At 61.0% G+C, this 23,198-nt stretch carries 17 protein-coding genes and 2 pseudogenes; 12 read left to right on the forward strand and 7 right to left on the reverse strand.

Annotated elements, in window-relative coordinates:
• The first annotated feature begins 53 nt into the window (after window positions 1–53).
• Together VB672_RS11390 and VB672_RS11395 are read left to right on the forward strand one after the other, a co-directional pair.
• The gene (locus VB672_RS11390; protein ID WP_442931993.1) at window positions 54–1,571 is read left to right on the forward strand and encodes an Eco57I restriction-modification methylase domain-containing protein; all 1,518 of its coding nucleotides are present in this window, start codon (window positions 54–56) and stop codon (window positions 1,569–1,571) included.
• A 73-nt stretch (window positions 1,572–1,644) separates the two neighbouring features.
• A pseudogene (locus VB672_RS11395) lies at window positions 1,645–1,903 on the forward strand (transposase); the annotation flags it as partial.
• A gap of 251 nt (window positions 1,904–2,154) precedes the next feature.
• Here VB672_RS11395 and VB672_RS11400 read toward each other — a convergent pair.
• Window positions 2,155–2,589: an NUDIX hydrolase gene (locus VB672_RS11400; RefSeq protein ID WP_329784307.1), complete on the reverse strand. Its 435-nt coding sequence runs from the start codon at window positions 2,587–2,589 to the stop codon at window positions 2,155–2,157.
• A gap of 124 nt (window positions 2,590–2,713) precedes the next feature.
• A pseudogene (locus tag VB672_RS22610) lies at window positions 2,714–4,228 on the reverse strand (DNA translocase FtsK); the annotation flags it as partial.
• A 1,454-nt stretch (window positions 4,229–5,682) separates the two neighbouring features.
• On the opposite strand from VB672_RS22610, the gene VB672_RS11410 reads away from it, so the two are divergent.
• On the forward strand, window positions 5,683–7,761 hold the full coding sequence (locus VB672_RS11410; protein ID WP_329784309.1) for an ATP-dependent helicase: 2,079 nt from the start codon (window positions 5,683–5,685) through the stop codon (window positions 7,759–7,761).
• 321 nt (window positions 7,762–8,082) lie between these two features.
• On the opposite strand, the gene VB672_RS11415 is transcribed toward VB672_RS11410, so the two are convergent.
• Window positions 8,083–9,051, reverse strand: coding sequence for an MBL fold metallo-hydrolase (locus tag VB672_RS11415; RefSeq protein ID WP_329784310.1), 969 nt, complete (start codon window positions 9,049–9,051; stop codon window positions 8,083–8,085).
• Window positions 9,052–9,190: 139 nt separating this feature from the next.
• On the opposite strand from VB672_RS11415, the gene VB672_RS11420 reads away from it, so the two are divergent.
• Window positions 9,191–10,120, forward strand: coding sequence for a LysR family transcriptional regulator (locus VB672_RS11420; protein WP_329784311.1), 930 nt, complete (start codon window positions 9,191–9,193; stop codon window positions 10,118–10,120).
• A 25-nt stretch (window positions 10,121–10,145) separates the two neighbouring features.
• On the opposite strand, the gene VB672_RS11425 is transcribed toward VB672_RS11420, so the two are convergent.
• A complete protein-coding gene (locus tag VB672_RS11425) occupies window positions 10,146–11,054 on the reverse strand; it encodes a LysR family transcriptional regulator (protein WP_329784312.1) in 909 nt (302 codons plus the stop codon).
• A gap of 105 nt (window positions 11,055–11,159) precedes the next feature.
• Between VB672_RS11425 and wrbA the strand changes: the two genes are divergently transcribed.
• The 4 genes from wrbA (at window position 11,160) to VB672_RS11445 (ending at window position 14,286) form a co-directional block, all read left to right on the forward strand.
• A complete protein-coding gene (gene wrbA / locus VB672_RS11430) occupies window positions 11,160–11,786 on the forward strand; it encodes an NAD(P)H:quinone oxidoreductase (protein ID WP_329784313.1) in 627 nt (208 codons plus the stop codon).
• Window positions 11,786–12,985 (forward strand): MFS transporter, encoded by a 1,200-nt coding sequence (locus VB672_RS11435; RefSeq protein ID WP_329784314.1) that lies wholly within the window; start codon window positions 11,786–11,788, stop codon window positions 12,983–12,985. The genes wrbA and VB672_RS11435 overlap by 1 nt, the downstream gene beginning before the upstream one ends.
• Window positions 12,986–13,021: 36 nt before the next feature.
• The gene (locus tag VB672_RS11440; RefSeq protein ID WP_329784315.1) at window positions 13,022–13,390 is read left to right on the forward strand and encodes a hypothetical protein; all 369 of its coding nucleotides are present in this window, start codon (window positions 13,022–13,024) and stop codon (window positions 13,388–13,390) included.
• Between the two features lie 434 nt (window positions 13,391–13,824).
• Window positions 13,825–14,286, forward strand: coding sequence for a GNAT family N-acetyltransferase (locus VB672_RS11445; RefSeq protein ID WP_329784316.1), 462 nt, complete (start codon window positions 13,825–13,827; stop codon window positions 14,284–14,286).
• 622 nt (window positions 14,287–14,908) lie between these two features.
• Here VB672_RS11445 and VB672_RS11450 read toward each other — a convergent pair.
• The gene (locus VB672_RS11450) at window positions 14,909–16,186 is read right to left on the reverse strand and encodes a class I tRNA ligase family protein (protein ID WP_329784317.1); all 1,278 of its coding nucleotides are present in this window, start codon (window positions 16,184–16,186) and stop codon (window positions 14,909–14,911) included.
• Between the two features lie 421 nt (window positions 16,187–16,607).
• On the opposite strand from VB672_RS11450, the gene VB672_RS11455 reads away from it, so the two are divergent.
• Window positions 16,608–17,624, forward strand: coding sequence for an LLM class flavin-dependent oxidoreductase (locus VB672_RS11455; RefSeq protein ID WP_329784318.1), 1,017 nt, complete (start codon window positions 16,608–16,610; stop codon window positions 17,622–17,624).
• Window positions 17,625–17,715: 91 nt separating this feature from the next.
• Here the strand turns inward: VB672_RS11455 and VB672_RS11460 are convergent, their stop codons facing one another.
• Window positions 17,716–18,606 carry a LysR family transcriptional regulator gene (locus VB672_RS11460; protein WP_329784319.1) on the reverse strand — a complete coding sequence of 297 codons (891 nt, stop codon included), beginning with the start codon at window positions 18,604–18,606 and terminating at the stop codon, window positions 17,716–17,718.
• Between the two features lie 109 nt (window positions 18,607–18,715).
• Between VB672_RS11460 and VB672_RS11465 the strand changes: the two genes are divergently transcribed.
• The 3 genes from VB672_RS11465 to VB672_RS11475 all read left to right on the forward strand — a co-directional run bounded on the left by VB672_RS11465 (window position 18,716) and on the right by VB672_RS11475 (window position 21,445).
• Complete coding sequence (locus tag VB672_RS11465) at window positions 18,716–19,330, forward strand: nitroreductase family protein (protein ID WP_442932004.1); 615 nt, start codon at window positions 18,716–18,718, stop codon at window positions 19,328–19,330.
• On the forward strand, window positions 19,327–20,280 hold the full coding sequence (locus VB672_RS11470; RefSeq protein WP_329784321.1) for a DMT family transporter: 954 nt from the start codon (window positions 19,327–19,329) through the stop codon (window positions 20,278–20,280). The genes VB672_RS11465 and VB672_RS11470 overlap by 4 nt, the downstream gene beginning before the upstream one ends.
• 454 nt (window positions 20,281–20,734) lie before the next feature.
• Window positions 20,735–21,445, forward strand: coding sequence for a hypothetical protein (locus VB672_RS11475; RefSeq protein WP_329784322.1), 711 nt, complete (start codon window positions 20,735–20,737; stop codon window positions 21,443–21,445).
• 858 nt (window positions 21,446–22,303) lie between these two features.
• Here the strand turns inward: VB672_RS11475 and VB672_RS11480 are convergent.
• Window positions 22,304–22,603, reverse strand: coding sequence for a hypothetical protein (locus tag VB672_RS11480; protein WP_329784323.1), 300 nt, complete (start codon window positions 22,601–22,603; stop codon window positions 22,304–22,306).
• Window positions 22,604–23,198 lie beyond the last annotated feature (595 nt).

Consider the following 23,198-nt stretch of genomic DNA (forward strand, 5'->3'; position numbering starts at 1 on the left):
TATGATAGCAGCCTTGGCAACCCTCGCGCGAGTAGGAAAGTTGGCATAGGTTAATGACGTTGCATCGGGCCATCGACGAACTTCATGCACGGTGCTCCGTTTACACCTCTGAGGCCACCTCAAGCTTGCTCCTCGATCTGATAGGTTGGACCGGCAGCCATAATCTGACTGCAGCCTGCCTCTTAGAGCCTTGCGTTGGGGAAGGAGCCATCCTCGTCGAAGCGACGAAGCGGCTGCTCAAAAGTTTCGAGAAATACGGAATTTCTTTATCCCAAAAAAACCTCATAGGACGTATCCAGGGATTCGAACTGCATTCCCCAACGGCAAGAATCGCACGCGCCAAGGCAATCGAGGTTCTTCGAGGGGGAGGTGTTAAGTCAACGATTGCCGCCGCGGTGGCTGAGAATTGGATTCAGACAGGGGATTTTCTCTTGCGTCCCGTGGGGACGGCCAGCCATGTTGCGGCTAACCCCCCATACGTACGATGGTCTCGGGTGCCAGCTCTGCTTGCAACTGAGTATCGCGAATGCCTTCCCGCAGAAGTCACCCGAGGGGATTTGTCCGTGGCCTTCCTGGACCGGATGCTTGATTGGGCCGGACAGACGGGCATCGTATCCGCACTTGTAAGCGACAGATGGATGTATGCCCAATACGGCGACGTCTTTCGGGGCCGTTTGGCGGAACGTGGATGGGAGGTAGAGGTGGTTGACGAGCGCCCTTCCGGCGCTTTCGTTCGGAAGGTGGGTGCCTATGCAGCCATTGTCCGCCTTTCAAGATCGAAGCCGAAGAAGTTCGCTAAGACTGCTACTCCAAACTCCAGAGTAGCTTCTCAACATCTATACGAGAAATTGCTGGAGAGACATGGCGATCTGGCGTCTGCTGGCTGCGTAGTTCGGGTCGGGCCCGCCCTAGGATGCGGCCGGACCTTCATCGTGGATCCTCGAACTGCAGAGGCCATCGAGCCTGAGCTTCTCCGGTCATACGTCGGTCGGGAAGATGTCGATGGCATTCAGGCTTATCCAGGAGAGTTTCAGGTTGTTGTGCCGTTTGATAAGGACGGGCGACTTGTTTGGCTTGAGGATTGGCCGCGCTTCAAGGCTTGGGCGTCCAAGCACAAGCAAAATCTACAGAAGAGACGGTTTGTCCAAGAGGGTGCACCCTGGTGGCGAACCATCGATACAATCGGTCCGCAGTGGCTTGAGCGTCCCAAGCTGCTAATTCCTGAACTGTGCAAGGAGCCCGTGGCTGCCCTAGACAGAACGCCAAGCATTCCTGCTCACTCCTTATACGCGATTTGGTCGAGTGAATGGCCAATCAAGCCTTTGCAACGCGTTCTCAATACAGGGTTGCTAAAGCTGACGGCAGAAGCGCAGGCTCCAATGCTTCAGAAGGGTTGGTATCGCTTCTACAAGCGCTTCATACTGCGGACACCCCTGCCCTGCTGGCAGAAGCTCACCGAAGCTCAGCGGATTGGATTATCTAGTAGGTCTGACAGCGAGTTCTCTAGCGCCCTTATCTCAGTGTTCGGAAAGGAGCTGGCAGCCCTGTCGAGAGAAAGCGGCACCAGGTAGGGAACTATACAAAGTGTTGGCGCAATTTAGGTTTTGTCCTCCTGATTGGGTTTGTCTGATCAGGAGGAGCGCCATGGCGCGCCTGTTTTGGTTATCCGACAAAGCCTGGGCCTGCCTGGAGCCACACCTGCTGCATGGCCGCCCGGGCAAGCCTCGGGTGGACGATCGGCGCTTGATCAGCGGCATCCTGCATATGCTCAAGACCGGCCGCCGCCAGCGCGACGCCCCCAAAGTATGGTCCGGCCGCGACCGCCTACAACCGCTACAACCGGTGGTTACGACGCGGGTTGTGGCAGCGCCTGTTCGCGCAGGTAGCCGCGTCTGGTCGGGTGTCGGGGTCGGCTCCAGCGCGAGGGCAGCGTCACTCATCTGATCGCCGAGCATTTCATCGACTTGTCCGATCTTCTCCGATCGGTGGCCGAACGCGACGGCGAACTGCGCCTGCGAAGCGGACGTGGGGACGAGACTAGGATTGGTACCCGGGACAGGTTGAGAGGCGGTGCGATGGAACCGACGACTCCCCCAGATATCTATGAGCATGATCGAGAGAGTGTCCCAGCAATCAAGATTGCAACCCGGGATTTCAGGTAAGGGTGAGAGCGCCGATCATCTCGCTGTGGCCGGCGATCAAATCGGGCGGACCGCCGCGGAGATCCCACCAGAATAGCTCAAGAGGAATTGGCTCGGCCCCGGCATGAAGTTCCTCGTGACGCCATCGCTCCGGAGCCTCGCCCGTCAGGACGGCATGGAAGAAGTAGCGATGGTGAAACTCATTTTTGCCGAACGGGCGCATGTCGTAAATCCGCTCGCCCACCAAGCTCGCGATCTCGAACTCGTGAAGCCCGGTTTCCTCGACCAACTCCCGTCTGGCGGCGTCCCGCGGAACCTCTCCAGGAAGGATGGTTCCGGCAGGAACCTGAAGGCTGGCCTCCGGATGGATGGGATGGGCGAGGAGCAAGAGCTCATGGTTGCCTCGTGCGAGGTAGATGAATGCCTTCGGCACGATCCGACAGGCCACGATCCTCACCTCCATGTGGCATCAGCCGGCGCACTGTCACAGCCGCCACAATGAATCGCCCTGATGGGAAGACATGAGATCCAGCGTTTCCCTGGATCTCTTGAGACGCCTCCGATGCAGGTATCTAGTCCTCGAACTCCCCGCGCAGGATCTCTCGCTTGCCGGCATGGTTGGCTGGGCCCACGATCCCTTCCTTCTCCATCCGCTCCATGATGGAAGCTGCCCGGTTGTAGCCAATCTGCAACCGGCGCTGGATGTAGGACGTTGAGGCCTTCCTGTGCCGCAGGACGATGCTGACGGCCTGCTCGTAGGCATCGGCCGACGCGAGAGCGGCATCGTCCTCATCGATGGACAATTCGGGGACCTCCAGTTCCTCCGGTGCCTCATCGTCGGCTGTAACGGCATCGAGATAGACTGGCTCGCCCTGGCGCTTGAGGTGGTTGACCACCTTCTCCACCTCCTCGTCGGAGCAGAACGGCCCGTGCACGCGGGTGATCCGCCCGCCGCCGGCCATGTACAGCATGTCGCCCTGACCCAAGAGCTGCTCGGCGCCCATTTCCCCTAAGATCGTGCGGCTGTCGATCTTCGACGTGACCTGGAACGAGATCCGGGTCGGGAAGTTCGCCTTGATCGTGCCGGTGATCACGTCGACCGACGGGCGCTGCGTCGCCAGGATGACGTGGATGCCGGCGGCGCGCGCCATCTGGGCCAGGCGCTGGATCGCGCCCTCGATCTCCTTGCCGGCCACCATCATCAGGTCGGCCATCTCGTCGACGATCACCACGATGTAAGGCAAGGGCGTGAGATCAAGGGTGACCTCCTCGTAGACCGCCTTTCCGGTTTCCTTATCGAACCCGGTTTCGACGGTCCGCGTAATCGCCTCGCCGCGGGCTTTCGCCTCGACCACGCGGGCGTTGAAGCCGTCGATGTTGCGAACCCCCAGCTTCGACATCTTGCGGTAGCGGTCCTCCATCTCGCGCACCGCCCAGCGCAACGCGATGATCGCCTTCTTGGGATCGGTGACCACGGGCGTGAGGAGATGCGGAATGCCGTCATAGACGGACAGCTCCAACATCTTGGGATCGACCATGATCAGGCGGCACTGCTCCGGCGTAAAGCGGTACAGCAAGGACAGGATCATGGTGTTGATCGCCACCGACTTGCCCGAGCCGGTGGTGCCGGCCACCAGCAGGTGCGGCATGCGCGCGAGATCGGCGATCACCGGCTCGCCGCCGATGGTCTTGCCGAGGCAGATCGGAAGCCTCTGGACCGATGCCTGGAAGTCCGCCGCCTCCAGCATCTCGCGCAGGTACACCGTCTCACGGGTTGCATTCGGGAGCTCAATGCCGATGGCATTGCGCCCCGGGATCACTGCTACGCGGGCTGAGACAGCGCTCATCGACCGCGCGATATCCTCGGAAAGCGCGATGACACGCGAGGATTTGACACCTGGTGCTGGCTCAAGTTCGTACAGCGTGATCACAGGTCCGGGATGAACGTGGATGACCTCGCCCTTCACTCCGAAGTCACGAATGACCTTTTCCACCCGTCCGGCCCTCTCCTCAAGGATATCCTCGGTGAGAACCTCTCCCTCCCGCTGCGGCGGCTGAGCGAGCAACTCGATGGACGGGAGCTCATATCCAGCGCTCATATCGCGCGTCTGAAGTGTCCGCTCGTGAAGCGGGAACGCAATCACCTGCGCCACCTGGCCGGATGCTGCCGGAATAACGTCTTCCAGAATGGTGGCAGGCGGTTCAGCGGGCGTTATCTGACCCTGAGCAACGGCGGTCGCCTCTCGCACCGTTTGTGCGGGTACGAACTCGCCACCGAACAGGGCTAGGTATCCCATATCGACATCCTCAGTCGCATCGTGGGCCACCGCCTCGCCCGGATCGGATTCTACGACATCCGACGCAGCCGCCTCCTCAGATTCTGACGTGGGGAAAGCAACTTCCTCCTCAGGCTCCGTGGGCTGGTTGATCTCATTCGCCTCGTACGGCTCCTCCTCGACAGCAATCCCCAGATTCAAGGCCACCATCTCCGTCGGTGAGTGATCGATCAGGAAAGGTCCAGGTACGACAACGACCTGGTAGAGGCTCGATTGGAAGGCGAAACCCGAGAAGGCCAGTGTCGCTGGCGGCCTGGGAACAGGCAGGAGCAGCTCCGTGGCAATGGCGGGACCTGCCTCATCAATCAATTGTTCGGCGGCCTCATCGGCGACTGGACCGCTGTCCATGTCCAGGCTTACCTCCGAGGGCGATTCATTAACGATAGGGCCGTGATTGACCGTCACTTCGGCCTTGTCTTCAACGACGACCGGAGCATGAACCGCCTTTTCCACAAGCTGCTCCTCTGACAGCCGCGGCTTCGCAGGATCCGGGTCCAATTCCGTTCCGGGAGCTCGGGCGTCAGTCGATCTTGCCTCTATGGCGGCGCGAAGCCTCTCCAGACGGTCATGGATCGTCTCCTGCGCCGTCTGAATTTCCTCACGGGCAGCGCGAGCGACCTCCAGCCCCTCATCGGCAATCAGAGCTACGACGTTCGTTTCGGCTTGCTTCTTGATGAAGCGGTCAGGTGTCCGTGTTGCCCTTACATCCTTGGATAGTGCGAAGGCCTGCCACCAACCGGGCTCGGCCTCTCCCACCGACGACCATGGCGCCTGCCAAGCAAACTGCATGCTGCTCCCGACTTGCGTGCTCTCCGTCTTTCGAAGCTCCGATATCTTTGCCGAATCCCGACCTTCATGCTGAATCGCGGCCGGAAGAAAATCATTAGGCTTGAATGGGTTACGCATGAGTGCTTGCAAATCTGTTGAGGCAGACACAGAAGGCTGCTGCCGTCGGGGACTGTCTCTCATGGGAGTAAAGAGAGAGTTATTGGATCGGTGATCATCCGGACACGCCCAGCCAATAACGGAGCGGAGCAAACCTGGTGATCCGCCCCACCGACATCGCCGGCGATGCTGCAGACGATGCTGAAAGTCCGCCGAGTGCGACCCGATGATTACGGTCGAATTTCCGGCGCGACGAGCTGTGTCGTTGCGAACAAAACGGGAAACGGGATCTATAGTGGACCAAAGGGAATGATTCGACCGTGCCTGTTAACGCTGCTTACCTTGATCAACTCAATCCCCGGCAGCGTCAGGCAGTGGAGCATGGCGTCCTGGCCAATGGCTCAAATTCGGCTGTGCCGCTGCTGGTCATTGCCGGGGCGGGATCAGGCAAGACCAACACCCTCGCCCACCGCGTGGCGCATCTGATCGTCAACGGCGCCGATCCGCGCCGCATCCTCCTCTTGACTTTCTCCCGCCGGGCCGCCTCCGAGATGGCCCGTCGGGTCGAGCGGATCGCCGGACAGGTCATGGGTCAGAGCGCAAGTGTGATGACCGACGCCCTCACCTGGGCCGGCACGTTCCACGGCATCGGCGCAAGGCTCTTGCGCGACTACGCTCCCGAGATCGGTCTGGATCCGGCCTTTTCGATCCATGACCGCGAGGACTCGGCCGACCTGATGAACCTCGTCCGCCACGAACTCGGCTTCTCCGCGACGGAGAGCCGTTTTCCCGCCAAGGCAACCTGTCTGGCGATCTATTCCCGCTGCGTGAATGCCGAGATGGCGCTCAAGGAGGTGCTGCGGGCCTCCTACCCATGGTGCGCCGGCTGGGCCGCCGAGCTGCGGCAGTTGTTTGCCGCCTATGTTGAGGCCAAGCAGCGCCAAAATGTGCTCGATTATGACGATCTCCTGCTCTACTGGGCCCAGATGGCAGCCGAGCCCTCGCTTGCGGCTGAACTCGGTGGGCGCTTCGACCATGTCCTGGTCGACGAGTATCAGGACACCAACAGGCTTCAGTCTTCGATCCTGCTCGCCCTCAAGCCGGGCGGTCAGGGCCTCACCGTGGTCGGGGATGATGCTCAGTCGATCTATTCCTTCCGCGCCGCAACCATCCGCAACATCCTGGACTTTCCCACACAGTTCAGTCCGCCGGCCGAGATCGTCACCCTCGACCGCAACTACCGCTCGAGCCAGCCGATCCTGGCCGCCGCCAATGCAGTGATCGAACTTGCCTCCGAGCGCTTCACCAAGAACCTCTGGACCGACCGCACCTCCGCCGAGCGGCCGCAGCTGGTGGCCGTGCGCGACGAGGCAGATCAAGCCCGCTACGTGGTCGAGCAGGTGTTGGCGAACCGCGAGAACGGCATGAGTCTCAAGCAGCAGGCGGTGCTGTTTCGGACCTCGCATCACTCTGGGCCGCTGGAGGTGGAGCTGACCCGCCGCAATATTCCCTTCGTGAAGTTCGGGGGCCTCAAGTTCCTCGATGCCGCTCACGTCAAGGATTTGCTGGCGTTGCTGCGGTTTGTCCAGAACCCGCGCGATCGGGTCGCCGGCTTCCGGCTGATGCAGCTTCTGCCCGGCGTCGGCCCGACCTCGGCCCAGCGGGTGCTCGATCGCATGCATGACGCCGCCGATCCGATCGGAGCGCTGCTGGAAGCCCCTGCCCCACCGCGGGCCGGGGACGAGTGGCACGCGTTCGTCGACATGATCGCGCTGCTTCGCACGGCTTCGGCAGGATGGCCGGCTGAGCTCGAGCAGGCGCGGACTTGGTACGAGCCGCACCTCGATCGGATGCATGAGGATGCTGTGACCAGGAAAGCCGACCTGATCCAGTTGGAGCAGATCGCAGCCGGCTATCCCTCGCGCGAGCGCTTCCTCACCGAGCTGACGCTCGATCCGCCGGATGCAACGAGCGATCAGGCCGGCGTGCCTCTGCGCGATGAGGACTATCTGATCCTCTCCACCATCCATTCCGCCAAGGGCCAGGAGTGGAAATCGGTGTTCGTGCTGAACGTGGTCGATGGCTGCATCCCATCGGATCTCGGCACCGGCACCACGGCGGAGATCGAGGAGGAGCGCCGGCTGCTGTACGTCGCCATGACCCGGGCCAAGGACCACCTGCATCTAATCGTGCCGCAGCGGTTCTTCACACATCAGCAATCCGCCACGGGCGACCGTCATGTTTACGCTGCCCGCACCCGCTTCATCCCGAGCAGCCTCCTGAAGCTGTTCGAGCGGGTGTCGTGGCTCGTGACTGTGCCAGATCCGGCAACGTCACCTGCCGCGACAAAAGGCATTCGCGTTGATGTCGGCGCGAAGATGCGTGGCATGTGGCGATAGCACCTCCAAGCTCCCTCACTTGGAATGTCTGGTGTTGCCTACTTGAACCGACACCCGGACAACTTCAGCTTTGTGCCGTTTCCGGGCACTCGGCAGGTTACCCGTTTAAAAGGCGCGCCCTGAGAACTGATCGGCAACTGTATACGGCATCGTGCTTTGACTGCTGCCGTGCATGGGAGAACGCGGCAAGTACAGAGGATCTCGACCTGCCGGCTCCCAGATCAAGCACTATGCCGAAGTCATTGGTCCAGCCTTCAGCTGGCGACCTATCCTTAGTGAGGTGATAGTGCTGCGATATCTGGGCGGGAGCCGGATCATGGCTCAAATGGCGTAGTCCCATTCCGCTGGAACAAATCGGTAACCTTTTCCCTCCCGAGCCACATGGCCGAAGCCCGGAAACGGCAGGTGCATCCCAGCAACCAGCATCCCGTCCCCAGACGCGCGCTCAAGCGCCCGCCTGCGAGTCGCAGCAGCCATGTGCGGATCGATGTCGAAGGCAAGGCCCCATTCCGGCCGCGCGAACTGGTACGCGGCGATATGGACAACATCGGCCCAGATGAACAGACCCTCACCGTCAGACTCAATGATGAAGCCTGCATGTCCGGGCGTGTGCCCCGGCAGAGGTACCGAACGGATCGGGCCGAGGATTTCGCTCTCGCCCGAAAACCGCCTCAGCCGGGGCGCATACGCCTCAGCAGCCTTCCGGGCCCCCAGGAAGAACGGCTTCATTTCCTTCGGAGCCCGGCTCAGATTGGCGTCGTCATGCCAGAAAGCAAAGTCGGCATCCGGGACAAAGAGTTCGGCATTCGGGAACACCGCGTCGCCCTCGGGTGTCAGAGCACCGTTGATGTGGTCCGGATGCATGTGGCTGATCAGCACGACATCGACTTGCTTCGGGCTCACGCCCGCTGCCTCCAAGCCCATCGGAAGACGGCCGAGGGTTGCGCCCATTCCGCTCGCAGCGCCTGTATCGACAAGAACTAGCCGACCGCCAAGCCGGAGAAGGTAGGCATTGACTGGGATCCGGCGTGATCCTGGAGCCTGGAACACAGCCGCAGCCAGTGCTCTTGCTTCGGCCAGATCAGCTCCGATGACCCCATCCGCAGGTACATCGATATAACCGTCAAGCAGCGGAGTGACATCGATGGAGCCAATTTTGCGGGTCGGAAGGCCATATCCCCGGGGTGCCCTTGGTGACGCCTGTGCAGGTGTTGAACCGGGTACGCCAAGAGCGGCGGAGGTGCCGATGAGACCAGATGCGGCAATCATCGAGCGGCGTGAGAGAGTCATGGAGTGCCTCAGATCATTCGTGGCAGGCAATTGTCTGCGATGGCTCCGGACTCTCTCCCATAATCTATGCCTCTGGTAGGCGACCCATTCTTATAGTAGCGATAGGCTACACTTATTGATCGGTATAGCAGAGGAATGCATGGACCGCCTTGCGACATTGACAAGCTTCGTCCGGATCTGTGAGCTCGGAAGCTTCTCAGCCGCGGCTCATGATGTTGGCCTTAGTCAGCCATCGATCAGTCAGCAGATCCGCGGATTGGAGGCTTACCTGGGCGTGCGCCTCTTCAATCGGACGAACCGGCACGTCACCCTTACCGATGCGGGTGCAAACTATCTCGAGCATGCCCGAGATATTCTTGAGCGCCTCAACGAGGCCGATCGCACGGTCGGCGATCTCAATCAGGCCATGTCGGGGCAGCTCGCCGTCAGTGCTCCTATCGGCCTCGGAAGCACCGTGCTGGCGAACTTCTTCATGGAGTTCAAGCAGACCTATCCGGCCTTGGTGCTTGACATCTCGTTGAGCGACAACTTCGTCGATGTTGTTGCGGAGCGGGTTGATGTGGCGATCCGGCTTGGCACGATCTCTGATGAGCGCTTGGTCGTACGGCGGCTCGGCATCGTGGAACGCTGCCTCGCGGCATCGCCGGACTACTTGGCGCGCAAAGGCAAACCACGACATCCGTCGGATCTGACGGAGCACGAGTATATCGTCCATTCCCAGCAAGTCGCTGGCGCGATCCTCCCACTCATTGGGCCGATGGGTGAGCGTGTGGAAGTTCCCGTTCGCTCGACCTTCCGCACCGACAATGCACTCCTGATGCGCGAAGCTCTTGTCGCCGGCCTGGGAGTTGGGCTCATGCACAAGAAGGTGTTTGCCCCCCTGCTAGCGGAACAGCGGCTCGAATACGTGCTCCCGGGCTGGTCTTATGCGCCTCATCAGGTTCATGCAGTTTACCCGTCGAACCGATACATTCCCTTAAAGGTCCGGCGGTTCGTGGATGGACTTGCCGCTTACCTTCGAGAGGCTGGCGCCTTTGCAAACCCCGACGGGGAGCATCAGCCGGCGTAAACACATCCGATGCGCGCGTTGCAAATCACTGCGACAGCGCCTGCAGCAATGCCCTGCGGAAGGCTTGGGCGGCCGGCCCGAGTGGCTCATCCAGACGATGGGCAAAATAGACTTCCGTGGTCAGCTGTCCCTTTCGACCAAGCGCATTGGTCTCAAGGCGCACCAAACGGTTCTCATGAATATCGCGTTCCACCTGCCAGAGCGGCAGGCGGCCCCAACCGAGGCCCGCCAAGATCATCGCATGCTTGGTGTCCTGACTGCCGACGCGGCAGGTCTGTGGCGACAGAACGCCGAAACTGCGTCCTTCGGATAGGGGCGTTGGATCAGAAAGGACGATTTGAAGGTGGTCGGCGAGATCGGGCAAGCCGATCACCGCGCCATGCGGACGCAGCGCCAGCGGATGCTTGGATGAGACGACAGCCACCTGCTCAATCGAGGTGATCGCCTCGAGTGAAATTCGCGGATCGCGGAAGTCCTCGCCCACCAGAATGGCCAGCGCGCTCCGTTTCTCGACCAGCGCCGCAATGGGGCCACCCAGTGGTTCGACGGCCAGCCGGATGGAAACCGCCGGATACGCAATCCGCATCTCGCTCAGCGCAGTTCCGACCGCTGCAATGGGAAACAGCGTGTCGACTGTCAGCGAAAGTTCGAGTTCCACGCCCTCGCCGATACTGCGGGCACGGGCCCGCATCGCATCCACCCTGAGAAGAATGTCGCGGGCATTCGCCAGAAGTGCCTGTCCTTCCGGTGTGAGGGTCGGCCGGTGTCCGGACCGGTCGAACAGGGCAACGCCCAGTTCGGCCTCAAGGTTGGCAATCGCATGGCTGACGGCCGACTGGACACGCGACAGCCGGGCAGCTCCCGAGCGAAAGCTGCCGCTCTCCGCAACGGTCACAAAGGTCCGCATCTGGTCTAGGGTCAGCCCGCTCAACATGATCTATTCCGTCGATCGAATCTATCGATCTTATAGCACTTCCGCCGATATGCTCGAATGATATTCTGCCGGTCCTAGCCTGATCGATTTGCTAGAGGAACGGTGATGACGAAGGTTCTGGTGCTGTACTACTCATCCTATGGCCACATCGAGACGATGGCCCAAGCCGTGGCTGAAGGGGTCCGGGGGGCCGGTGCCGTGGCCGTGATCAAGCGGGTTCCGGAGCTCGTCCCGGAGCATGTTGCCGAGAAAGCCGGGTACAAGCGTGATCAGCCGGCGGAGATCGCGACAGTCGCCGAGTTGGCGGATTACGATGCGATCATCGTCGGAACGCCCACCCGTTTCGGCAACATGGCTTCCCAGATGAAGAACTTCTTCGACCAGTGCGGCGGCCTGTGGTTCGAGGACAAGCTGGTGGGCAAGATTGGCAGCGTCTTCACCTCGACGGGCAGTCAGCATGGCGGCCAGGAAAGCACCATCCTTTCAGTTCATACGGTCCTGTATCACCTGGGCATGATCGTTGTCGGGCTGCCCTATACCTTCAAGGGCCAGGGCCGGATGGACGAGATCACCGGCGGGTCGCCCTACGGCGCGTCGACGCTGGCGGATGATGGCAAGGGTGGCGATCGTCAGCCTAGCGCCAACGAGCTGGACGGCGCCCGCTTCCAGGGTCGCCATGTCGCTGAGCTTGCTCAAGCCCTTTCGGCCGCCCGACTGACAAAGGCCGCGTGATGACAGCGGCAGCTTACGGAAATCCTGGCATTGAGACCCGCTGGGCCACCATCGCTGTCGTGGTCGGATCCGGCGTTGTGACCGCGCTGCAGGTTGGCAAGGCGGCGATTGCCGCGCCGATGCTTCAGTTCGATCTGGGGCTCGATCTCGCGGCAGCCGGCTGGCTCACGGGGATCTTCGCCGTTCTCGGGCTCGTGGGCAGTATCCCCGCTGGGGCGTTCGTGACTGCCACCGGAGATCGCCGGATGCTGATGGTCGGCCTCGGAGCCATCGCCCTGGGCACGGTGATGGGCGCGGCGGCGCCAGGCTACTCCGTGCTTCTGGCATCCCGTGTTCTCGAAGGCTTCGGCTTTCTTCTGGTCACCGTTGCCGGCCCCGCCATCCTCCACCGGGTGGTGCGGTCCGGGCAGCGTGATCTTGCCTTTGCACTCTGGAGCTGCTTCATGCCGACCGGCATGGCGCTCGCCATGCTCGCCGGACCTCTGTTCAGCGACTGGCGCATGCTCTGGTGGTGCAATGCAGGACTAGCGGCCGCAGCCATCACCGCCGGAGTGGCGCTCATTCCAGCTTACCCGGTGCGCCAATCGATTTCCTGGAGGAGCCTTGCGGCTGATTCCATGCGCGTGCTGACGAGCATGGGGCCCGTGCTTTTGGCGGCCTGCTTTGCGCTCTACAGCATGATGTTCTTTGCCCTTTTCAGCTTCCTCCCCGTGTTGCTGATGCAACGGATGGGAATCGACCATGGCACGGCCGGGCTTCTCAGTGCTCTGGCCAGCGCTGCGAACGTCATCGGCAATCTAGCGGCTAGCACTCTTCTGGCCCGTGGCGCCAGGCGTTCTGCATTGATTGCCGGTGCGTGCCTGATCCTGGGCCTTGTCAGTCCCGGGATTTTCCTGCCGATCTTTGCCGATACACCAACGTTCCTGCTGTGCATCCTGTTCTCCGGCATTGGCGGGCTGATCCCGGCAACCCTCATCTCGTCAGCGCCGCTCCTGGCATTGTCCCCGGCGCTCGCCCCACTGGTCATCGGCTTGGTGATGCAGGGCAGCAATCTCGGTCAGGTGATTGGCCCTATTGCTGTTGGTGGTGCAATTCAAACCTACGGCTGGGCGGCGGCCGCTGGAATCGTCCTGATTGCGGGAATGATCGCAGCCATCGCCGCGCTCACCCTGAATTTTGACGACAGGCGAAGCCGCTGACGGAGAGGCTGAGAACTTGAAAATATAAGGAATACCATGATGGAGCCGATACTGCTTCGCAACCAGATGAAGATCACCGACGGCAGGTTGGAGCCGTTCAGCGATGCTGTGCGAAAGGCGATCGAGTTTGTCGAGAAACACGGCCCGCAGTTGATGGTGCAGGCTTACATCGATGAATTGAGTATGCGCGCGGTCAGCCTCCAGCTCTACAGGAACTCTGCAGACGTGTTACGCCACTGGGACCTCTCGGATCCCTATATCAAAGCCGTCTCCGAGCATTGCACCGTCGAGAGGCTCGAAGTGTATGGCGCTCCAAACGAGCAGGTGGTGACAGGTCTGGCGCAATTCCTGGATGATGGGCGCGCAGTGATCATTCGACCACTGGCGGGCTTCTCTCGCTTCTAGGCGATTGTCCCGAGCAGACGGACGCGACGGGCATAACGCGTTGACAACCCCGATTGCTGTCATCCCGCTGCTCGCCATCGAGGTCAGCGAAAGCCAGAGCCGCTAAAGATTACGGAGACCAGATCATGGGATACCTGTTCGATCAGCTCTACGCGGTTGGAGCAGCGACAGAGCGTTGGACTTGCAGGCCGAGTTACTCGGCTAATCGCCGTGGCACTGGGCGCATCGTCAGAGGTACTTCGTGGATGTGCCAAGAGCCACAATTCTCGGCCTCCTCCACGAATCGTTTCCTGTGACCCAGAAGAGACATCGGACGCTCCGACATAGGCGACCCATTGCGGCCCACGCACGCGACGGTTTAGGAATGCAAGCGGGTTACCTGCGCATGCTGCCCATCCTATCTATCGTGGTCTTCACCATTGCAAGGTCCAAGAATGAGCAACTCACTCACGATTCGCCCTGTCACGCGTCAGGACTTTGACCAATGGCTCCCCCTGTGGGAGGGCTACAACGCGTTTTACGGTCGCTCGGGCGCAGCGGCTCTCGCCGCGGAGATCACCCAAATGACCTGGGCGCGCTTTTTTGATGCCTATGAGCCAGTCCACGCCCTAGTGGCTGAAGGTCAAGGACACCTCCTCGGCATCGCGCACTATCTGTTCCACCGGAGCACAACATCGATTGAGCCAAGCTGCTATTTGCAGGATCTTTTCACCAACGACGCCTCGCGCGGAAAAGGGGTGGGCAAAGCTCTCATAAATGGAGTTTACGAGCAGGCCCGGATAGCGGGTGCAGCACGCGTCTATTGGCAAACACACGAAACCAATCTCACGGCTATGAAGCTCTACGACAAGGTGGCGGAGCGTTCTGGATTCGTGGTGTACCGGCATCTCTTCTGATCAAAGTTATTTTCCCGACACCAAAGAATAGAATACCCGCCGTCCGAAGGCATGGGCCCAGCCTTCCTTTGCAAGCCCTCACCACCTCCGCCACGCTCCGATCAACAGCGGTCCTAAACACGCCGAAAACCAAAACCTGAACGCCCGTAGGCAAGTTAGGGCGTGGGCGAGAAAAGTCCGGATTGGGTCAAACTGCGAAACTCCCGCAGTTCAGGGAAGGTCGACTTAAGGGTCTTTAACTGACCGATGGACTAGGTCCGAGAGGTGTTGATAGTTTTGAAAATGGCAGCAAGCGCCTTTCTTGGCTCGCATGACAAACCGGATGATGAGCCCGGCCTATTGGGATGACGCAAGTTATTAATCGCCCCGACTACATTTTGGACTTTATCAACACTATCTGCGACAAACTGACCTTCAATGACTACGTTTTCCGTCTCCTCTTCAGGGCCGTTGCCGGAGTGAAGCTCAGGATGAGGTCACGGACAGAATTTTCGACTTTCTGGGCTTCTCTCCCTTAGCCACCGCTCATTTCGCACACACCTCATCTGAAGTTACGGCCACCTCGTCCGTATGATGACAAGGATCGGGCGACTGCTGCCTGACTTATGACGAGCTTCACCCCCTATGCGTCTGAGTGACCAGCCCGAAATCCCGGTGCGAAGACACGCAGCACCTCCTCGATCCGCCGGGCCGTTTCGTCATCCAGTCTCAGACTCTTGTGACGGTTGTAGAACTCCATGAACCCGCTCACGATCTTGTTGAACTTGAAGGCCTGCACGTCACGGTCCACCTGATCCTCGAAGGGCGACAGGTCGATCCGGTCGGTGCCCCGGTTCTCCAGCCAGCGCCGCATCCGCGACAGGAACCTGCGTTGCCCGATGATGTGCTCGTCGGACCACTCCCCACCCTCGAAGTAGGGGCCGATGAACATCAGGTACAGCCGCAGTTCGTCGGGATCGTAGTCGTCGGGACTGACGGCGTTCCCCTTCGACTTCGACATCTTCGCCCCATCTTTCCTGATGACGCCCTGGTGGATCACCTTCCTGAACGGCTCCTCCTGCGGGACGACTCCTAAGTCGAACAGGACCATATGGATGAACCGGGTGTAGATCAGGTGCATGCAGGCGTGCTCGGCCCCGCCGACATACAGGTCGACGGGCTGGTAGCACCCCTCGGGCAGGAACTCGGTGTCGCTGTCGGTCAGGTAGCGCAGGTAGTAGAACGAGGAGTCCACGAACCCGTCCAGGGTATCCGTCTCGCCCTCGATCGGGATCGGGCACCCCCATGTCCTCTGCCGCGACACGCACCAGTCCCTCAGGTTGGCCAGCCAGGCCCGCTGCATCCGCTTGGTGGAATCCGGCATGTCGATCCTGTCCAGTCCCGCGATCAGGCGGTCGCGGTAGTCCGTGACCCGGAAGTACCACTGATTCATGTTCCGATGGGTGACCGCGCTGGTGCAGCGTTCGCAATGGCCACCGATCACCTGCTCGTTCGCCAGCACCGTCTCGCAGGATGGGCACCAGTTCACCTCGCCCCAAGCCTTGTAGGCCAGCCCGCGCTCGTGCAGGCGCGTGAAGATCCACTGCGTCCATTTCATGTAGGAAGGGTCACAGGTGACCAGGCGCTCCTCGTAGCAGGTGTTCATGCGGGCCATCTGCCGCCGGAACTGCGCTATGTTCTCGTAGGTCACGTCGGCCGGGTCGCGACCGACCTTGCGGGCATAGTTCTCGGCCGGCAGTCCGAAGGCATCGTAGCCGAAGGGCTGGAAGACGGTCATGCCGCGGTATCTCAGCCAGCGGCAGTAGGAATCGATGATGGCGTAGTTGTAGTAGTGCCCCAGATGCAGACCCGCCGCGGATGGATACGGGAACATCACGGCACAGTAGAAGTCGGCTTTCATGGCTCAACTCTCTGCGTTCGGGCGAACGCGCGAGAGGAGCGTCGCCCGGATTACTTCGCGAAAACGACGAATGACCCGGCCGTCGGAACGACCGGGAGGCGAAGTCGCAGAGTGTGGGCGAACGTGATCATGACTTTAATGTAACAATGACCCTAGCACGGGTCAACGCGCGGCGCCCATCGATCTCCTAGGCAATGATCGATCTCGCCGAATTGAAGATCCAAGTTAGGTGTGGAAAGCCTGGATCGGGTCAGACTGAGAAGCCCCTTGTCCTTTAAGAGCGTTCGGTATGACCTGGGTAGGCAGACATACGGCAGGACTACTCTGCCGTGGCAGCGGCTCATAGGTAAGCTCGGCACGAGCGGCCAGCCTGTCTACTATCGTGTCGAATCGGCTGAAGGCATTTGCACAGGACCGCCTCATGAAGAAGATTGGCTTTCTCTCGTTCGGGCACTGGTCACCCTCACCGCAGTCACAGACGCGGTCAGCCCGTGATGCCCTTCTCCAATCCATCGACCTTGCCGTAGCGGCCGAGGAACTGGGCGCGGACGGCGCTTACTTCCGCGTCCATCACTTCGCGCGCCAGCTCGCCTCGCCCTTCCCGCTACTGGCAGCGGTCGGCGCGAAGACGAGCCGCATCGAGATCGGTACCGCCGTCATCGACATGCGCTACGAGAATCCTCTCTACATGGCCGAGGATGCGGGCGCGGCCGATCTGATCAGCGGTGGGCGCCTCCAGCTCGGCATCAGCCGCGGCTCGCCTGAGCAGGTGATCGATGGCTGGCGCTATTTCGGCTACGCGCCAGAGGAGGGTCAGAGCGACGCCGACATGGCCCGCCAGCACACTGAGGTCTTCCTCCGCGTTCTCAAGGGTGAGGGCTTTGCCCAGCCGAACCCGCGCCCGATGTTTCCCAATCCGCCTGGCCTGCTGCGCCTCGAGCCACATTCGGAGGGCCTACGCGAGCGCATCTGGTGGGGGTCCGCCTCCAATGCGACTGCAGTATGGGCCGCGCAGCAGGGCATGAACCTCCAGAGCTCGACCCTGAAGGAGGACGAGACGGGCGAGCCGTTCCACGTCCAGCAGGCCAAGCAGATCCGGCGTTACAGGGAAGCCTGGAAGGAAGCGGGGCATTCCCACGAGCCGCGCGTTTCGGCCTCGCGCTCAATCTTCGCCCTCGTGGACGACCGCGATCGCGCCTATTTCGGGCAAGGCAAGGACAGCGATCAGATCGGCATCATCGACAACATGCGCGCAATTTTTGGCCGTTCCTATGCCGCGGAGCCGGACAGGCTCGTGGAGGAACTCAAGGCCGACGAGGCGATTGCAGAGGCCGACACGCTGCTTCTGACCGTGCCGAACCAGCTCGGCGTCGAGTACAACACCCATGTCATCGAGGCAATCCTAAAGCATGTTGCTCCCGGGCTGGGGTGGCGATGACGGTTCTGCGGGATTTCCTCCGGCCGGTTGGTCGGCATTTCTCGCTCGCGGCGGACCATGGAAGCCGGTATCCAAGACGGCGTGATCGCCCTCATGGACGGCTGAACTCCTCTGCGAGGAAGGCGAGGAACGTCTGGATCTTCGGAGCGAGGTGCTGCCGCGACGGATAGATCGCGTAAAGTGTGGTCACTACTGTGCTCCAGTCCTCTAAGGCGCATTGGAGGCGCCCTTCCCTCAGGTCGTCCTCGACATAGGGCTTCGGGATCAGGCTGAGACCGAAGCCTTCGCGCAGCGCATCGCGCACCGCGAGGCTCGACGTCACCGAGTACCGGGCGTTCACCGGAATCCGCTCGATGCGCCCATTCTTCTTGAACTCCCACACGTCCGCATGCCCCGAGAGGCTGAAACGGACGTACGCGTGCGATCTCAGATCGGATGGCGTCTTCGGCCTGCCGTGTGCCTCGAAATAAGCCGGCGCCGCGCAGAGCACGTGCGGCATGACAGCGAGCTTCCGGGCAATCAGGCTGGAATCCTCCAGGCTGTCGCTGCCGCGGATGGCAAGGTCGAAGCCTTCCCGGATGAGGTCGACCCGCCGGTCGTCGAGATGGAGATCGAGGCTGATCGCCGGATGGCGCGACAGGAAGCGGGGGATCGCCGCGGAGAGCCGTGTCAGGGTGACGGTCATCGGTGCGCTGACCCGCAGTGTGCCGCTCGGCCCCGTCCTGAGCGGGGACAGGGCCTCGTCGGCCTCCGAGAATGCGTCCAACCCGCGCACGATGTGCTCCAGGTAGATCCGGCCCTCCTCGGTGAGCGCCATGCGCCGCGTTGTCCGGTTGATAAGCCGGGCGCCCACATGCGCCTCCAGCTCGGCGATGTTCTTGCTGACCGCCGCCGGCGACAGGCCGAGCCGCCGTCCGGCCTCGGCGAACCCATTCAGCTCGGCCACGTGGCGGAAGACCTGCAAGGCGGTGAAGCGGTCCATCGGATTATCATCTGCTGGTGAACAATATCTTTCCGGCATACCGGATTATCAACCACCAGCCAAGTTTCTATCATCATCTCCGAACGCCCTTCCCTTCGGAGATGGAATGATGATCAACCCTGCCATTGCCCTCATCGAGCGGCGCGTGTCAGCCAACCGGTTCGACGCCGGCCATGCGCTGACGGACGCCGAGATCGAGCAACTGACCCGCCTCGCGACCCGGGCGCCGACCGCCTACAACCTCCAGAACTGGCGCTTCGTCGCCGTGCGGACCCCCGAGGCCAAGACACGCCTGCGCGATCTCGCCTACGGCCAGGCCAAGGTGGCGGACGCCGCCGTCACCTTCATTGTCTGCGGGGTGCTGCCGGACCACGCAAGCATCCCGGCCCGGCTGCTGCCTTTCGTGAAGGCCGGGTACATGCCGGCGGACATGGCCGCAGGCTGGCAGGAAGGCGCCCGCGCGCAGTATGCCGATCCCCGGACGGCCCGCGACGAGGCCGTGCGATCGGCCTCGCTTGGAGCCGCGACGCTGATCCATGCCGCCGAGGCCCTCGGCCTCGCTTCGGGGCCGATGGTCGGGTTCGATGCCGAAGGCCTGATGCGCGAATTCGGCCTCCGGCCGAACGAGGTGCCTGTCATGCTGGTCGCGGTCGGCCGCGCCGCCCCCGGAAACTGGCCGCAGAAGCCCCGCCGCCCGCTGGCCGAGGTCCTGGTGCTCGCATGAGACCGCACGCGTCCGACCTGCTGCTGACGGCCTTCGCGCCCGCGATCTGGGGCAGCACCTACATCGTCACGACCGAGTTCCTGCCGAACTACTCGCCGCTGACGGTCGCGATGCTGCGCGCCCTGCCGGCCGGGCTGCTGCTGCTTCTGCTGGTGCGGCAACTGCCGACCGGGATCTGGTGGGCACGGATCTTCGCGCTCGGCGCCCTGAACTTCTCGGTCTTCCTGAGCATGCTGTTCATCGCGGCCTACCGGCTTCCTGGCGGCGTCGCCGCCACGGTCGGGGCCGTACAGCCGCTGCTCGTGGTGTTCCTGGCCTACTTCGTGCTCGCCAGCCCGATCCGCCTGGTCTCGATCGTTGCCGCTCTGGTCGGAGCCGGAGGTGTCGCGCTGCTGGTGTTGACCCCGCGTGCCGCCCTCGACCCGATCGGCGTCATGGCGGGACTGGCCGGAGCCGCTTCCATGGCGTGCGGGATGGTGCTGAGCCGCAAGTGGCAGCCGCCGGTCCCCCTGCTGACATTCACGGCATGGCAACTGACCGCCGGTGGCCTGCTTCTGGTTCCGGTCGTTCTCATGTTCGAGCCGGCCATTCCTGTCCCGACCATGGCCAACCTGCTCGCGCTGACGTGGCTCGGCCTGATCGGCATGGCCCTGACCTATCTTCTCTGGCTGCGGGGCGTCACGCGCCTGGACCCGTCGGTGGCTTCACCGCTGTTGTTGCTCAGCCCGGTGACCGCCGTGCTGCTGGGTTGGCTGTTTCTGAACCAGACGCTGACCGTGCTTCAGATCGCCGGCGGCATTCTCGTCATCGGCAGCATCTGGCTCAGCCAGCGTGCCAGCCGCCATCCAGATGCGGCATTGAAGCGAAGGTTCGTATCGAGTCAGGAGCGAGTGCACAAACGTATTTGTGTCCCGGTCAGCTTACGATCCGAGAGGAGATCATTGAAGTGATAGAGGGTGCTTAGAACCGTCAATTCCGCTGAGAATGCCCACTCGCCACTTGGATGCTCTCACTCAAGCAATATTCAAGTTGCCAAAGGGGATGGGGGGTCGGATTAAGGATCAACCACGCGGGGAGCGGGGACCGCATCGGAGGGAAAAAATCGGGGATGCAGAGAAAAAAATCTACTTCAGACTCTTCTATCGTCCGGCGAATGGGCTCGGAGCAAAGGACGCCGGCGCGGTGGCGAAGAAGATCGAAGGTATCGGCGAAGGCATGAACGGACAACCGCTGCCTCAAGATCAGGCGATCATATGCTCTACCGCCTCGCCCATTTCCCGCAGCGTTGGCTGATTCATGCGCGTCATGGCCGAATCTGCCGCTTCCGCTCCAGTCGCACGTCGCAGTAGATATGCGCACCTGCGACCTGGGAAGGTCGATCGCAAAGGTTGAGAGGTACACCCAATGGCAAAGGCTAAACTCGCAGTGGAGCAATGGCAGAAGCTCGGCGAGGAATGGTCTGCGGGCTCTTCCGTCTCTTCGCTGTCCCTGAAATACAATGTTTCCCGCAAGGCCATCGACAATGCCGCCAAGCGCAATGGATGGATCAAAAATCCAATCGTCAACCAAGCGTTGACTGTCGTACGACGCGAGAAGACCGAGGACGATCCTCGCACTGGGACCGAAAACGCGAGAGTGGTGCATGTCGCATGCGACCGTGCGACCCTGATCCTGCAGCACCAGGGGCAGTGGAGCGACATCTACGAGCTGCGCCAGGACGCCTTCCGCATGCTGCGCGGCGAGCCGATGCGGCTCGTCTCCAACCGGGACGTCCTGGACGAGAACGGCGTCATCGTCGAGAAGGCCGAGACGCTGTCCCTGACCAAGCGCATCGCGCTGGCACACAAGCTGATGGCGATCTTCGAGGCCGACGCCCGCTCGATGATGACCGCCCAGGAAGGAGAGCGCCGCGCCTGGGGCTTCGATTATAAATTGCAGCAGGACGGCAACGCGGTCAACGAGAGCGAGCTGCGCCGCCGCAGCGAGCTGATCGACTCGATCCGCACCTTCGGCAGCAAGCTGGCCCAACTGCAGGCGCTACAGGGCGCATCGACAGTGGAGGTAGGCCCGCGTCTGCCGTCGCAACCGCCAACGATCGGGGGAGAGTCGGCGTGACCAGCCATCGCTGGAATTTGCATATGAGCATCTGAGAGGACTGCGGCGTGGCCAAGCAGGGTATTGCTGAAGGCAAGGTCAGCGCGATCTGCTGTGTCGGTTCGTCATGGGGAGGCGAGCATGAGTGATGGCGTGCAACGGTCTGGCGATCCAGGTAATCCCGGCGGTATCCAGTAGCGCCCTCTACGTCAACGACCCGAAGTCTGATCAGATCGCGAAGAAGCGCGCAGAAATCTCATTCTTCCGCGCTTCCCGTACTTGAACGGTGGAGGTTGCCTGCACTTCATGCCCGTACTCGTGGCAGTATAGCAGGTGCGATCCAGTACCCCCGGTCAATTCTGAGTCTGGCTTGGGCAAGCTGAATCATTGGACAGCGGCGGACCTTGCCTCAACCAATCTACTAACGGAAGTCGCGTGGCCGATAGGAGACATGAGCGTGTCGAAGGTCGGCTTAGGATCTGAAAATCGGACGCTCCAGAACGGTAGAAGATCGTCGCTGCCTGACCCACAGGAGACATTCCGATGGTCGGGCGAATTTGATCCGCCCTATACAATGCGTAGGCGAAACCTTCCCGTTCCAAGGAGTATCGACAGTGAATAAACGGCTTCTGCCCCCGCTGAACCGTTCTTCCTGTGTTAACCCGCGAGAACCCTCACCTCTGCAGCGTTTCGGCGACGACGCGTCGTGCGGCTTCAATCGCGCCCGCCAGATAGGCGCTGTCAATTGACCATATCTCGCTGCCTCCCGGCGCCAGCCGATCCTGCTAGGGTCCGGTCACCTAGGCGCCGATTTCAGAAATGAGCAGAGCAGTTGTCCCAATAAAGCATTCCAGCCCCGCGCCCTGAGGGGACCTGACGTCATGGATCACAGTCGTTACTCTTCGCTTTTAAGCCCGTTATATTTGCGCTTGATATTCCCTTCTGGGAATGGCTTTCACCGGGGTTAAGTCCTGAACTGCCTCTATTAATATGAGTACTTGCAGTTTCTGTATTGAATTCACACTCAAACGTGCATGTCTTCTGAAATTTCTTTTCATTCTTGACGATAGCCGTCGAATCTTTGCCATTATAATTACATGTAAGCCCCGCAAGCGCGGGTGATGTAAGAAACGCGGCGACAACTGCAATCGTCAGAGTGCTAGGCTGGCGTTTCGGCATGAAGTCCTCCGATGAGGCAACAGAAACGTTCTGGAAGTATATAGCACAATTGGGCTCTGACAAAAAGATCTGTTCAAGTCTTTTATGAGCCAACCGCGTCTAAACGTTTCCTCGATGAACAAGCTCCAGGCGGGGGTGTGCCGCGGAAAACTTATAGCAAAAGCGATGTTGATCCTCATTCCCGGTCCGATCTGTTAGCGATCGGAAAGTGGTCTGCTCTCTGAAAAGAAGTCCTCCTAAAATAGGCTTTCGAGCCTTTTGAGCCTGTTCCCGATACTGGTCCGGCCTAATGGCCACTTCCAAGGAGAAATTGGTCACTGCAGGCTGCTTGCCGGTTTCCGATTGACGCGATATCGAGGGCTGCTCCCGATCGCACTATGTAGTCGTAGCTCGTCGTATAATCCGGCGACGGAACGCCTACAGGACCAAAGAGCGCTCCGGTTTCTATTTGTGGCAATCCGTGAGCCGGGTGCATTGTCCATGTCGACGGTCGTTCATAAGGTCTCGGGCAATGCTGCATCGCGTGGGCTTGAGCTGCCGCTTTGGACGTTCGGTCGAGCGGCGTGCGCACCGATGCGGGTTGCGCTTGTGCCTT

Origin of the sequence: Microvirga sp. CF3016 (assembly GCF_036314085.1) — a bacterium.
GTDB lineage: Bacteria > Pseudomonadota > Alphaproteobacteria > Rhizobiales > Beijerinckiaceae > Microvirga.

Excerpts from the sequence above, each read along its gene's own strand:
- VB672_RS11390 (WP_442931993.1), top strand. The coding sequence starts at position 54 with ATGACGTTGCATCGGGCCATCGACGAACTTCATGCACGGTGCTCCGTT.
- VB672_RS11415 (WP_329784310.1), bottom strand. The coding sequence starts at position 9,051 with ATGACTCTCTCACGCCGCTCGATGATTGCCGCATCTGGTCTCATCGGC.
- VB672_RS11420 (WP_329784311.1), top strand. The coding sequence starts at position 9,191 with ATGGACCGCCTTGCGACATTGACAAGCTTCGTCCGGATCTGTGAGCTC.
- VB672_RS11425 (WP_329784312.1), bottom strand. The coding sequence starts at position 11,054 with ATGTTGAGCGGGCTGACCCTAGACCAGATGCGGACCTTTGTGACCGTT.
- wrbA (WP_329784313.1), top strand. The coding sequence starts at position 11,160 with ATGACGAAGGTTCTGGTGCTGTACTACTCATCCTATGGCCACATCGAG.
- VB672_RS11435 (WP_329784314.1), top strand. The coding sequence starts at position 11,786 with ATGACAGCGGCAGCTTACGGAAATCCTGGCATTGAGACCCGCTGGGCC.
- VB672_RS11440 (WP_329784315.1), top strand. The coding sequence starts at position 13,022 with ATGATGGAGCCGATACTGCTTCGCAACCAGATGAAGATCACCGACGGC.
- VB672_RS11445 (WP_329784316.1), top strand. The coding sequence starts at position 13,825 with ATGAGCAACTCACTCACGATTCGCCCTGTCACGCGTCAGGACTTTGAC.
- VB672_RS11450 (WP_329784317.1), bottom strand. The coding sequence starts at position 16,186 with ATGAAAGCCGACTTCTACTGTGCCGTGATGTTCCCGTATCCATCCGCG.
- VB672_RS11455 (WP_329784318.1), top strand. The coding sequence starts at position 16,608 with ATGAAGAAGATTGGCTTTCTCTCGTTCGGGCACTGGTCACCCTCACCG.
- VB672_RS11460 (WP_329784319.1), bottom strand. The coding sequence starts at position 18,606 with ATGGACCGCTTCACCGCCTTGCAGGTCTTCCGCCACGTGGCCGAGCTG.
- VB672_RS11465 (WP_442932004.1), top strand. The coding sequence starts at position 18,716 with ATGATCAACCCTGCCATTGCCCTCATCGAGCGGCGCGTGTCAGCCAAC.
- VB672_RS11470 (WP_329784321.1), top strand. The coding sequence starts at position 19,327 with ATGAGACCGCACGCGTCCGACCTGCTGCTGACGGCCTTCGCGCCCGCG.
- VB672_RS11475 (WP_329784322.1), top strand. The coding sequence starts at position 20,735 with ATGGCAAAGGCTAAACTCGCAGTGGAGCAATGGCAGAAGCTCGGCGAG.
- VB672_RS11480 (WP_329784323.1), bottom strand. The coding sequence starts at position 22,603 with ATGCCGAAACGCCAGCCTAGCACTCTGACGATTGCAGTTGTCGCCGCG.